At 38.3% G+C, this 11945-nt stretch carries 12 protein-coding genes; 4 read left to right on the top strand and 8 right to left on the bottom strand.

Features of this window, described 5'->3' with window-relative positions; all coding sequences use genetic code 11:
* Window positions 1-262 precede the first annotated feature (262 nt).
* Together AC23ME_RS20905 and AC23ME_RS20900 are read right to left on the bottom strand one after the other, a co-directional pair.
* Window positions 263-577, bottom strand: coding sequence for a nuclear transport factor 2 family protein (locus tag AC23ME_RS20905; RefSeq protein ID WP_487729668.1), 315 nt, complete (start codon window positions 575-577; stop codon window positions 263-265).
* A 20-nt stretch (window positions 578-597) separates the two neighbouring features.
* The gene (locus AC23ME_RS20900; protein ID WP_487729667.1) at window positions 598-1392 is read right to left on the bottom strand and encodes an SDR family oxidoreductase; all 795 of its coding nucleotides are present in this window, start codon (window positions 1390-1392) and stop codon (window positions 598-600) included.
* 124 nt (window positions 1393-1516) lie between these two features.
* On the opposite strand from AC23ME_RS20900, the gene AC23ME_RS20895 reads away from it, so the two are divergent.
* Window positions 1517-1882 carry a winged helix-turn-helix transcriptional regulator gene (locus tag AC23ME_RS20895; protein WP_487729666.1) on the top strand — a complete coding sequence of 122 codons (366 nt, stop codon included), beginning with the start codon at window positions 1517-1519 and terminating at the stop codon, window positions 1880-1882.
* A 318-nt stretch (window positions 1883-2200) separates the two neighbouring features.
* Here AC23ME_RS20895 and AC23ME_RS20890 read toward each other — a convergent pair whose 3' ends face one another.
* From AC23ME_RS20890 to AC23ME_RS20870, 5 genes are all read right to left on the bottom strand, one after another.
* Window positions 2201-2734, bottom strand: a complete 534-nt coding sequence (locus AC23ME_RS20890) for a GNAT family N-acetyltransferase (RefSeq protein WP_487729665.1) — start codon at window positions 2732-2734, stop codon at window positions 2201-2203.
* A gap of 164 nt (window positions 2735-2898) precedes the next feature.
* A complete protein-coding gene (locus AC23ME_RS20885; protein ID WP_487729664.1) occupies window positions 2899-3378 on the bottom strand; it encodes a DinB family protein in 480 nt (159 codons plus the stop codon).
* Between the two features lie 296 nt (window positions 3379-3674).
* Complete coding sequence (locus tag AC23ME_RS20880) at window positions 3675-4559, bottom strand: DMT family transporter (RefSeq protein ID WP_487729663.1); 885 nt, start codon at window positions 4557-4559, stop codon at window positions 3675-3677.
* 15 nt (window positions 4560-4574) lie between these two features.
* A complete protein-coding gene (locus tag AC23ME_RS20875; protein ID WP_487729662.1) occupies window positions 4575-5030 on the bottom strand; it encodes an N-acetyltransferase family protein in 456 nt (151 codons plus the stop codon).
* Window positions 5031-5040: 10 nt separating this feature from the next.
* Window positions 5041-5565 carry a GNAT family N-acetyltransferase gene (locus AC23ME_RS20870; protein ID WP_487729661.1) on the bottom strand — a complete coding sequence of 175 codons (525 nt, stop codon included), beginning with the start codon at window positions 5563-5565 and terminating at the stop codon, window positions 5041-5043.
* A gap of 72 nt (window positions 5566-5637) precedes the next feature.
* On the opposite strand from AC23ME_RS20870, the gene AC23ME_RS20865 reads away from it, so the two are divergent.
* Complete coding sequence (locus tag AC23ME_RS20865; RefSeq protein WP_487729660.1) at window positions 5638-6501, top strand: LysR family transcriptional regulator; 864 nt, start codon at window positions 5638-5640, stop codon at window positions 6499-6501.
* A gap of 1263 nt (window positions 6502-7764) precedes the next feature.
* Window positions 7765-8334, top strand: coding sequence for a hypothetical protein (locus tag AC23ME_RS20860; protein WP_487729659.1), 570 nt, complete (start codon window positions 7765-7767; stop codon window positions 8332-8334).
* An 81-nt stretch (window positions 8335-8415) separates the two neighbouring features.
* Here AC23ME_RS20860 and AC23ME_RS20855 read toward each other — a convergent pair whose 3' ends face one another.
* Complete coding sequence (locus tag AC23ME_RS20855) at window positions 8416-11016, bottom strand: MASE3 domain-containing protein (RefSeq protein ID WP_487729658.1); 2601 nt, start codon at window positions 11014-11016, stop codon at window positions 8416-8418.
* A gap of 604 nt (window positions 11017-11620) precedes the next feature.
* On the opposite strand from AC23ME_RS20855, the gene AC23ME_RS20850 reads away from it, so the two are divergent.
* Window positions 11621-11842, top strand: coding sequence for a hypothetical protein (locus tag AC23ME_RS20850; RefSeq protein ID WP_487729657.1), 222 nt, complete (start codon window positions 11621-11623; stop codon window positions 11840-11842).
* The last annotated feature ends 103 nt before the right edge of the window (window positions 11843-11945 follow it).

Here is an 11945-nt window from a genome sequence, read left to right as displayed (position 1 = left end):
CAGGTGACCATTTTGGAGCGTAACAGGTGGCCACTTTGATGTAAAAAAAGGTGGCCACTTTCAGTATAACCCCCAACCTTGCTACTAACTTGTATATATGCGTTACTTTATTACACCAATCCCTACAGAACAGTAGATATTTACGACGTCGAGTAGCGTTTTATTTGAATATAAATATAGAAAAATTTCATTAAGCAAAAAGGCCGAAGTTCGCACCTCGGTCTTGCTATTTCCTGACTTTTTAGCATCTACTAACCTAGGTTTACATAATCTTTAATGATTGAATTAATCCATCCTCAAATTCATAGTAATAAGTCAAGGTAATTGGGCTTCCAGGAAACGTTCCTGAAACTTCAGTTCTTAGCGTTTGTTCCGTTTCCGAATATTCTAGAGGTTTCATGGTGGCTTGGTATGCCTTATTGGCTTTTGCTATCCAATTTTCTATTTCTTTTCTGCCCTTGTGGGTTTTCCCCTCGTCAAAAACTACGGCTGTTGCTGTAAAACAATTTGCATAAGCAGCGCTATCAAAGTTGTTTTGTGTTTTTACTAATTCTACTATTACTTTCGGTAAGTTCATTGTTTTAAATTTTAAGGTGATTAAACTGTGGGCACGGTGCCACCATCTATTACAAAATTTGTCCCTGTTAAATAATTAGCTCTTGGCGAAACCAAAAAACCAACTAATTCTGCTACTTCTTCTGGTTCGGCAGGTCTGCCAAAAGGTATTCCTCCCAAAGCATCCATTACACCTTGTTGCGCCTCTTCTACAGTACTATTTGCATTTCTAGCAATTTCGCCCAGCCAAGCTTTCGATGCGGTAGTATTGATCCATCCCGGCGAAACCGTAAGTACACGCACACCTTTTGGTGCAACCTCGTTAGATAGACTTTTACTGTAATTGATCAATCCTGCTTTTGCAGCCGCATAAGGCAAGGTAGAATCATAAAGTGGTAGTTTACCTTGAATGGAAGCAATGTGAATGATCACACCAGTTTTTCGCTCAATCATTTGCGGTAAAAATCCCCTATCCAGTCTTACAGGAGCAAGCAGATTAGCTTGTAGGGTGCTTACCCAATCTTCATCGCTTAAGGCGGCAAAACCACCAGCAGGAGTAACTGAAGAACCAAGATTATTTACCAAAACATCTAGCCTTCCATAAGTTGATAGCACCTCCTTCACTACTTTTTGTGCATCTGCAGCTTGGCTTAAATCGGCAGAAATGAAATGCAAGTTGCTGTTCTCTTTTTCAGGCGCATTTCGTGCAGTAATAATAACTGTTGCGCCAGCTTGTAAAAGCCTTTCTGCAATGGCGCTTCCGGCTCCCTTGGTGCCGCCCGTTACTAAGGCAATTTTGCCCGATAACTCATTATTGAAATTAAAATCTTGTTTCATCGTCTAATTGTTTAGGACAAAATTCAGACTTATGTATACTTCTCACAAGTACGGAGTTACGATTCGGATAGAGATAAATTTCTCCCCTATTGCACAATTTGGAACATAGTTTTAATTTTGTTTGATGTACGAAAGAAAGGTAATGCCAAACCTCAATTGTGGTTTAGATTTGATTGGAGAAGTGCTCTACGGAAAATGGAAAATTCGTTTGTTATGGTTTATCAACCAAGGCCATCAACGTCCGAGTGAACTGCAACGAAAAATTCCAGATGCTACAAGACGGGTGCTTAATATTCAGTTAAAGGAACTGGAAGACCATGATTTGATTACCAAGAAAATCTATCCTGTAGTACCGCCAAAAGTAGAGTATAGTTTAACGGAGTTTGGCCAAACGCTAATTCCTGTAATTGCTACGCTAGGAAATTGGGGCGACACACATGAAGCGCATTTACGTTCAGTGATTTTAAAACGTTTGAAATCGGAATGTTAATTTATTGATATAGAAATTTCATCGAAAATCAAGTCTTCTCTTAATTATCGTTCGAACGGTTATTTATTAACTAAAATATCTCCAAACCAGCAACCTCCCCTACTCCCTGCTGGCGCACGCGTGCCGCGTGTGCATTTAGAAATCATCATAAATAAGTAATATCTATTAAACCCTTGGAATTTGTATTTACGGCTCATTAATTGAAATTATTAACTTTTTGTCACACGCCAAAGGCGTGCGCTAGCGAGGGAAATGTTCAATTGAAATACTTAAATCCACTGTTGCAAAGCCCTTGTTAGCAGTAGTTTTTATATATCTTTAATTGTTTTGATTACTTAAATTCCAATAAATCATATCGTCTTCTGTTTTCAATTTTATAAAATTAAATTTATTCAATAGATTTATAGAACTCACATTTTCTGTTAAACAATTTGCGGTTATTTCTTTTACAATTTTGTTTGAGAAAGCCCATTTTATTATTTTACTTACTGCTTCTTCCGCATAACCTTTTCGTCTTTCTTCTTTAATTATACCATATCCTAAATCAATGTTTTCTTCTTCACTATTAAATCCTTTAAAGCCCAAATCACCAATTATTTCAGAAGTTTCCTTTTTAATAATCATCCAAGATTCATAACCCGTTGGATATTCTACTTTATTTAAATTGTTAATTATTCTCGGTAGTGTGTCCAAAACGTCTGCGTCTGGCCAACTTTTACCTTTTTTCAACTTCAAGACTTCTAAATCTCTATAATCATTGTTTAAAATATTTCTACAAATGTCAATTGTGAATGGAATGAGTATTAATCTTTCAGTTATAAGATTATCAATTTCTAATTTTTTGACTTTCATTATTTGTCAGTTTCATTATTTTTCTTTGTTAGTTGCACGGTCTGGGAAAATTACCGCTAACGTTTTCGGGCTTTGCATTTTCAAAGCACAAAGTTCAATTTTTCACTAAAAGCTCAAAGTTTGCACGTCACCCCGCCTAACGCAAAAGCCATGTTAGCGGTAGCTTATATTTCAATTCCTCTATGCTTTAATTTTTCAATTTGTCGTTTATGCCGAAGAATGTGGACAATAGCGTGTTCTATTAATTGTTCTATATCATACAACTGTCCCCACGCTGTCTTGATCTTTAGTGAATTGTCGAATTGTTCTAACTCACTGTCTTTAATCTCTGCAAAAATGTTTTGGGTGTATGTGAAAACATTGGTCAAGTCTTTCATATATTCCTCAATGGTTAGATGAAAAACCTTATCCGGTCTTTTAACATTGTGTCCTTTCAAGTTATAAATACTGGTAGTATAGCCATAACCACAACTTACAACATGAGATAGAATTGTTTGTATAGACTTACAGTTTCCGTCACTTGTTTCTGGGTCTATGATGGTCGTCAAAACATTGTTTGGAATATCCCCAATACTCTTCTTAAAGTCTGAAATTGCCTGTTCATATATGTCAAGCAATGCTCCCACTGCGCCACGTCTATTCATTTTTGTTATCATTGTTAGGTGATCAGAATATGGTTTTCTCAAAATTACCGCTAACCTATACGCCATCTTATGGCGCCAATCATTACAGAACAGTAGATATTTACGACGTCGAGTAGCGTTTATTTGATTTATAAATATAGAAAATTTCAGTAAGTAAAAAGGCTGAAGTTATACCTCGGCCCCGTGTTCTTAAATACGTTGTTAACTACCACCCCTTTGGCTTAAGTGTTCAAAAGGATCAATAAATCTACTTAAAGAAACAAGGTCTGCAAACCGAATACTAGGCTTAACCATTTCTAATTTATCAGCGATATCTTTTTAGCTCGTTTCTTAAAATTAACTTCAGAAACAATGGTTGCCAAGAAGATAAGTCCGCCACCTAAAAGTAATCGCCATGAGAGGCTTTCGTTGAGAATAAAGAAAGCCGCCAATGCGCCAAATACTGGCTCAAAAAGATAGATGACCGCTACTCGCTCTGCACTGATGTATTTTTGGGCAATATTGGAGATAGAGTACATATAAGCCGTTGAGAAAATGGCGCAATATAAAATACCAATCCAAAAAGTATTGGCTTCAGGCCGCCAATTCGCTTGATCATCACCTAGGGCTAAACCAAAAGTGAGCAATGCACAAGTGGCAAACATAGGAATAATGGTTGGCACTAGGTTTTTGATCGCTGCTTGCCTTTCTACCGCAATTAAATAAATAGCAAATCCAAATGCGCCAGTTAACGTATAGATATCTCCAGTACTAATTCTCAATTGGTTATTGATAGATATGATGAACAAACCTGTTAAAGCAATAACTGCGGCTATCCAAATTTTAAAAGGAGCTGCTTTACGATAAAACAACAGCTTAAGCATAGGTACAATAACAACTGTCATACCCGCAATGAAAGCACATTGAGATGCATTTGTTTCTTTAATGCCTAAGGTTTGCAAATGAATACCTAAGAACAATGGCACAGCCAATAAGGCGCCTGTTTTAATATCCGCCAATGTCGTTTTAACCAAATGTTTCCAAAAGATGAAACAGAGTACCAACGTAGCCAATAGAAAACGATAAAAAAGGAAAGTAGATGTAGAGCCTTCCCCCATAGCCAACTTGGTTACAGAAAAAGAAATACCCCAAAATGCAGTTCCAAATATCAATAAAATTAGTAAAAGGTTTTTCTTTTCCATCTACAATCAAGAATACTATAAGTTCATTTCATAGTTTAACCAATCATTGTTCTCTTTGGCACCCAATCTTTCATAAAACCGCTGACCTGCTTCGTTCCACGTTGCAACTGTCCATTTGATTTGTACGCAGTTATGCGTTAAAGCTTCTGCTTTCAAAGCTTGCATTAATTGTTCTCCAATCTTTTGTCCTCTATATTTTTCATCTACATAAAGTTCTTTCATATAAATTGCTGGCCTATTTTGAGCGGTATAAGGCAAAAAATAATAAACCAAAATTCCAGCAACAGCACTGCTATCTTCTGCTAACAAGCAATAAAAATCTGGCGGATTTTTATGGAAACCACTTTCTTTTACAATTTCTGGTGTAATGGCAAAACCGTCAATATATCTTTCGAAGACAGCTAATTGTTTCATCAGCACCCAAATTTTTTCACTGTCTGCCTCAACCGCTTTACGTATATTAATGTTCATTTGTAGAGTATTATTTATCCAATTCTAGTTTCATCAAAAGGTCAATTTGTTTATCATCCCCCAACACAAATTCATGTTGACCAAATTTCACAAAACCATTTTTAGTGTAAAAGGCAATTGCTCTAAAATTTTCTTCCCAAACGCCTAACCAAACATAATCTACCGCTATTTCGTTGGCAACTTCAATGGCTTTATTGTAAAGTAACTGACCTACCTTTTTTCCATGAAATTCTTTCAATACATAAATCCGCTCTATCTCAAGCGCATTTTCATTTGGATTTTCTTTCTGTGCCTCTCCTATGTTCAGTTTCATATAACCTACAACCTGCTCGTCAGCCTTTGCAAAATAAAACTGCGATAAAGAATTGTTTAACTCAGTTTGCATTTGTTTCTCAGAAAAACTTTCACTTAAATATTTTGTCATGTTTTCCGCTGTATTGATAGCTGAGAAAGTTTGCGAGAAAGTTTCTCTTCCAATATCCTGAAGCTGTAACACATCGGCCGTTGTTGCACGAACTATTGCTATATTTTTCATGATGCAAATCTACCTTCTAAACAAATGCAGTAAAATGCTATTTTATCATTTATTAATGCTTAAATTGCATTAATGGATTTACAACAGATCAAATATTTTTTAACGTTAGCAGACGAACTCCATTATTGGAATACTGCGGGGAAAATGAATATAACGCAATCTGCATTAACCAGGCAAATTCAATCTTTAGAAAACGAGCTAGGCCTAATGTTATTTGAGCGCAACAAAAGAAATGTGAAACTAACTCCTGCTGGGCGCTTTTTAAAAGATAAATGGGAAGTAGAGCTAAACGAGATAGAATACATACATCAATTTGCAAAACAAATCCATTTGGGAGAAATCGGCACTATCAAAATTGCCCATCCCGATTCTATCTCTGCTTCTATTATGCCCGATATTTTGGCTAGCATTGCAAAAGATTACCCCAAATTACAAATCGAACTGGTTCAAGTATTATACGAAAATCAGCGGGAGTTTTTAAGGAATTACAAGATCGATTTAGCAATTACCCGAGATATCAACAACGCATCTGGTATCAAATCTAAAAAGATCTACACTGATCATCTAGCATTAGTAATACCCGAAAATCATCCCTTTCAAACACTAGATGATTTAACAAAAGAAACACTCACTCAACAAAAGTTCATTTTGCCAACCATTGATGAAGGAAGTAGTTACGGTCATATCATTCAGGAGTTATTTAGTGCTTTTGATTTTGTGCCAGATGTATACCTACATTCGGAATTTGGCTCCACTATTATCGCTTTAGTTAGAAAAGGTCTTGGAATAGCTGTATTGCCCGACTCTTACTCTTACCACGAAAGCCCTGGCTTAAGATTTATTAAACTGCCAGTTAAAACAGATCTGTACCTTAATTGGCGAGCAGACGACCATAATCCAATTCTATCTAATGTCTTGAAGCTGATTTTGAAATAGATTATTTACGTAGCCCCCTTTTTCCGGCTTAGGTTCAGCAATGTGGATACTTGCAAGCGTATCGCAACTAACGCATCACATTCACCTCAAAAACGGCAGCAACTTATCTAAGGAAATCCCTAAATAATCGCTCACATGAAAAACAGTAATAGGTTGGTGCTTCCGCAGTCCGTTGCAATCCCTAATCAACTGCAAAACACGCTGGCAGGTTCGTTCGCTCTTGCCTGTAAGCAGTTTAAGATCGGCAGTATAAAAAAATAAACGATGTAATGGCCCGCTCATAAATTAGATTTTCATTGGTAAAATGATATTCACTAGTAATTCAACAAAAACAAATTTACCTCATCTTCAAAATGTGAGCAAGCATTCTTAAACTTTTAGCAGATTGACAAACACCATCCGAACAGCCATTATCAACTCCGCAATAGCATCCAAAACCCCATTTACATTTCTGCAATAAACGCATCAAAATATTACAAATATGCTAGCTCAAACTTTAGGAGTTATTCATAACATTAATGTGAATTATGGTTGTTAATCTAGCCTAACTGACCCTGAAATGAATTTGTTTCGCAGCTACTGCGTGATCAGCATCAGCTTTTATTGAACTCTTTCCGCGGACAAAACAAATAAAACTCTGATAGACAACTAAAAACACACAAACTCACGTTAAAATAAGTACAAAATGTAAACCTTATGCTCACATGACATAAATAGTAGGTTAGGCAAGATCTCAAGCCCAAGCAAAACCTCTTCGTTCTACTAAAATCGGCTAATCTTCCTAACACTAGATAGGCTAGGCATCTTGCTTCAATCACATCTAGAGCCCAAGCAAAACATCTCCGTTCTACTTTTTTTCGGTCTCTTATTTTTCGGATCGCACCAATAAGCCGAAGTACTAACTTTGAAAGAAAAAATAAGCAACCGAGAGTTTTTGTTACTTTTTGCGGTCAAACCTGAGCGAAGCGAAAGCTTGAGTACCAATGAAAACAAAATAACAAATATGAAAAAAGTAAGACACAAAGCTAACACTAATGAAAAAAGTTAAAACCTAAAACATTCCAAACGTATCACCAACGGTAGACCGAGCCTAGACCGACGGTAAACCACAACACCCAAACGACAAAACCACACAAATAACGCATAACACACCCATACCCGCCAAAACCGACAAGCCCTATTTTTTCCATCCCCAACTTTACATCAAGCACTCGGCAAGAAGTGTAAATTTTAATTATTCATCACAATTTAAAAACAGAAAAAATGGCAAAGTCAGAAAACAATGAAGTAATGTTTGGTGCCCGCGGCAAAGTGGGCAATCTAGTGGTATTCAAAAATTTCGGTAATAACCAAACGGTGATCGCCAAAAGACCGAGAAGACCAGAAAACCCAGTGTATACCGAAAAACAAATTGAGGTAAAGCAAAAATTTAGGGAGGCGGTTGTTTATGCAAAGGGTGTCATCAGCAACCCAAATTTAGCAGCCGATTATCAAGCTTTTGCAAAACCGGGCACATCAGTCTACAACCTAGCCCTGGCAGATTACTGTAAAGCACCAGAAATCACTTTAATAGAAACCACCTACTATCAAGGTCAAATCGGCGACCAGCTCAAGGTAAGAGCCATAGACAATTTTAGGGTTACAGAAGTAAAGCTTAGCATTTATGATGCTGCCGATACATTGCTAGAAAGCGGTATGGCTATACTAAGTGAAACCAACATCTATTGGATTTACAATGCTACTACGCTAAACAATAGCTTGGCAGGCACTAAAATTACCGCCGAAGCGAAAGACACGCCAGGTAATAGCACCTTTGAAACAGTTATGATTTAGAAACTAAACAACTCCGAACTTTAGTATCGGGGTTGTTTTCATTTTTATTGTAGAAATTCAGCAAACCTTTTAAGATCCTGACTAAACCTCTGCTAACCAACGTTTGGCCTCTTCCATATCGTAAAAAAAGCGAACATTAGCCTTACCATCCGATACGTCAACACTTTTCTGAGCGGCAAGCTGCGCAAAGATACTTGGCGAAAAAACCCAGGCAAAATCTCGAAGACCAGCTTCAATCATCATCGGAAACCAAACCTTCCCTGCCCAGTCCGAGGCCTCCGACCAGTTACCCAGCACCTCCCTATTATCATTCAGCACTTTGGTAAGTCCCGATGACTTGAGTATCTCTACCATCTGCAATCCACCGTTTTGTACACTTTCAAAATGCTGATGACCAGTCCAGTTCACTTCCATCCATCCCTGCTCGTCATTACAATCAATGCTAAGGTATTCGTTACGGTAGCTCCTTCCTTTCGCGATGGTAGTAGTTGCAGGTCCTGTTTCTCCTAATGGAATACGAAGATAAACCGTAGTGCCTACCCCAAGCTCACTTTCAATCCAAAACGTACCCTGATGCGCCTTAATAATCTCCGAGGAGATAAAAAGCCCCAAACCAAGGCCGCCAAAGCGCTCAGCAGCATTATCAGATCGGTAATATCTATCAAAAAGTTTTTCAAGTTCTTGGCTATCTATACCTATGCCATGATCTTCTACAGCAACAATAACGCCCTCCTGCTCTACTCTCATCGAAACAGACACTATAGCTGCCTGCGGCGAATATTTAACGGCATTACTGAGCAAATTGCTAATCACCTGTTCCATCCTAAAACGATCTGCAAATACTTGAACAGTTTCGCTTTCCTTCAACATAATCCGATGGCTAGTTACGCTTAACTGAAGATTTTCACAGCATTCTTGCAACAGCTCATTAAGATTAAAAACAGACTTATCAAACTGTAGCCTACCAGCATTAATCCTGCTCACATCTAGCATATCATTAATTAACCGTTCCAATTTCGTAGTAGCTTTATCTACTCTTTGCAGAAAAGATTTTGCTTTAGACAGATCATCCGTCTTGGCCAAAAGTTGGTTAAATGCTTTAATACTCGTTAACGGTGTTTTTAGCTCGTGCGAAGCGATAGAAATAAACTCATCACGCTGTTCCTGCCCTTTCTTTTGCAGGTCGATATTGGTATTGGTACCTATCCATAGGCTTACCTCGCCGTTTTCCATAATAGGCACGGCACGGCCCAAATGCCAAAGGTACTGACCATCTGCCATCTTCAATCTATACTGCACATTAAATTCAGAAGCAGTTCTAAACGAATATGTCCATGTCCTAAAAGTTTCTTCCAAGTCATCGGGATGAACAAAGGGCTGCCATCCTCCAGTAAAAGGCGAATTTGGGTCTACAGCAAAATCTCGGATAATAACGCCATTAACATAATCAATCGTACCGTCGGCCTTGGCCGTCCACACCTGCTGCGGAATGGTATCCAATAAGCTAGAAAGAAAAAGTTTCTCCTGTCTACTAACGGTAATATCTCTAAAAATCACCAGAAGTCTACGTTCAGAATCTTCATCAAAAATCTCCGGAATAATCTGATAAGCATAATAAGATCGGGCGTCTTCGCTACCCATTTCCAATTCGCCTGCAATAGGCTTTCTTTCCACTAGCGCATGCTGCAGCTCATTCCAAATCCTTTTGTTCAGTGCGTCTACATCAGTACCGGCAAATGTCGGTGTCTTACGGATATCCTGGTTAATATAGGTGCAATTGAGATTTTCGTCAAAACGCATAATCAGACCAGGCAGGTTCTCCGCCAATGTCTTGTATTCAGTTTCACTGGCTTTAAGGTCGCGGAAAATACTTCCCATAGGCTTCTCAAAAGCCATCTGCACATTTGCCTTGTAAATGAGAAAAAAGGAAATCAATTTACCATAATGCCCCCATTCGTTTAGCGCACCCCAGTTTGATGTATAAGACGCAAAGCAACTTTCACTTAAAATGGCAAATACAATGGAACCAGAAAGAAGCTGATAAACTTTGCGATCGAAATTGCTGCGTCTTCGATAAAGCATAAATAAACTGACCAGCAGCAACGCAATAATAATGTACTCGCCTATCACCTTAAAGTGCGTTTGACCCTCTCCTTCAACAAAGCAGACCGGAAAAATCTGCCATACCAGAATACTCATCGCAATTAGCGATGCAACCACAAAATATAAAAGAAAAAGCAGCTCTGTATTAATTTTTTGCTTGCGCCCCATCATTAAAAAACCGCCCAGAAAAATCAGCGCCTCCATGCCACGCGTAGCTACCCAAAATTGGTTGGCAGGATACCCCGGCACCGAAATTATATTCATCCCCGAAAAAGTCAGGGTATGCAGCAGGTCTAATGCGCCAATAAACAGATAGGCAATACCAATCACATGCAGGTATTTGTTATCCTGCATTTTTCTAGAATTCCAGGCCACAATAAAAACGGCGAAAGCAATAACAATAGAAAAAAGCTCTACAAGCGTATGGAAAAGGATGTAGCTATGCTGCTTGCTATAAATAAAAATCAGCACCAGGCAAATGATGCTAAATGCGGTACGGTAGTAGCGGCCAAATAAAGAATTGAAACTTCGCAAGGATATCATTGATCTAATCACAAATATATACTTTTCGGCAGGCATAGGAAATTTTTATGCCTGTTAGGAAAAATCGCGTAGTTTCCCCATTGCCTTCCCAAATTTTCGGAGTTCAATAAATTTAGGCAATAGGCTACTCCCTATTATTTTTTTTTGCAAAGCAATACTAACAATCCTTAGGCTGTGCCAGTCCCGTTTTACGCTCATACACCTGCGAGGCCTTATGCGCAGGGCCGGTATCCGCTGCAACCGGGTTTATCTAACATAAATAAATGCTGCTATCTCAGGCAACCTACATGGCGCAGGAAATAGCATATCAAACACCTTTTCATCGATACATTTGGTAAAATTACCGATACTCTTTTGCAAACTCAATCAGGTTGATTACCTTTGTTGTGAGAGCGTTAATTTAGATGATGGGGATATGACTTCGGTTGTATCTCCATTTCTTTTTTCTACCCATATCTCTCCAGGCTTAAGTGTTCTAAACCACCACTTAAATTCTTTTCCAAAACAAAGCTTTCCAAACGCTAATACCATCCGCTGCTAGCGCATGCGTGACACCTGTGCTCCTAGTAACATCAAACTGATAATGATCGTAATGCGACATGACCTTCATCATTCTCAAATTGTTAAATCAACCCTACTTTTGAGAAAAAAGATCCAAATGAACGAAGTAACTGGAAAAAAACATGCGAAGCTATGTTACGAGCATGTTGGTGGAAAACTGGGCGAGTTGCTATTGCAAAACTTTGTAGCCAAAGGCTGGCTCCTTAAAGACGAAATGAACAAAAAAGAGCTCTTCATTACAGAAAAGGGAACAAAGGGTTTCTCCGAACTCGGTATAGACCTATCGCAACTCAAGCACTAAAACCGCACAACTAGAAGCTTTTCTAGTTCCTTCATAACACCACCCTTGGTGGTATTTCTCTACGCTATAGTGAGGTTAAAATACAAGCTATTTTCTTTATTTT

This window comes from Pedobacter sp. T50_32 (assembly GCF_057652195.1).
The sequence above is the reverse complement of the archived record's forward strand: the minus strand, read 5'-3'. Positions and strand labels throughout refer to the sequence as shown.

What these genes read in the sequence shown, in the direction of transcription:
- AC23ME_RS20875 (WP_487729662.1), bottom strand. Translation starts at nt 5,030, where the DNA reads ATGAACATTAATATACGTAAAGCGGTTGAGGCAGACAGTGAAAAAATT.
- AC23ME_RS20855 (WP_487729658.1), bottom strand. Translation starts at nt 11,016, where the DNA reads ATGCCTGCCGAAAAGTATATATTTGTGATTAGATCAATGATATCCTTG.
- AC23ME_RS20885 (WP_487729664.1), bottom strand. Translation starts at nt 3,378, where the DNA reads ATGAATAGACGTGGCGCAGTGGGAGCATTGCTTGACATATATGAACAG.
- AC23ME_RS20860 (WP_487729659.1), top strand. Translation starts at nt 7,765, where the DNA reads ATGGCAAAGTCAGAAAACAATGAAGTAATGTTTGGTGCCCGCGGCAAA.
- AC23ME_RS20880 (WP_487729663.1), bottom strand. Translation starts at nt 4,559, where the DNA reads ATGGAAAAGAAAAACCTTTTACTAATTTTATTGATATTTGGAACTGCA.
- AC23ME_RS20870 (WP_487729661.1), bottom strand. Translation starts at nt 5,565, where the DNA reads ATGAAAAATATAGCAATAGTTCGTGCAACAACGGCCGATGTGTTACAG.
- AC23ME_RS20890 (WP_487729665.1), bottom strand. Translation starts at nt 2,734, where the DNA reads ATGAAAGTCAAAAAATTAGAAATTGATAATCTTATAACTGAAAGATTA.
- AC23ME_RS20900 (WP_487729667.1), bottom strand. Translation starts at nt 1,392, where the DNA reads ATGAAACAAGATTTTAATTTCAATAATGAGTTATCGGGCAAAATTGCC.
- AC23ME_RS20895 (WP_487729666.1), top strand. Translation starts at nt 1,517, where the DNA reads ATGTACGAAAGAAAGGTAATGCCAAACCTCAATTGTGGTTTAGATTTG.
- AC23ME_RS20905 (WP_487729668.1), bottom strand. Translation starts at nt 577, where the DNA reads ATGAACTTACCGAAAGTAATAGTAGAATTAGTAAAAACACAAAACAAC.
- AC23ME_RS20865 (WP_487729660.1), top strand. Translation starts at nt 5,638, where the DNA reads ATGGATTTACAACAGATCAAATATTTTTTAACGTTAGCAGACGAACTC.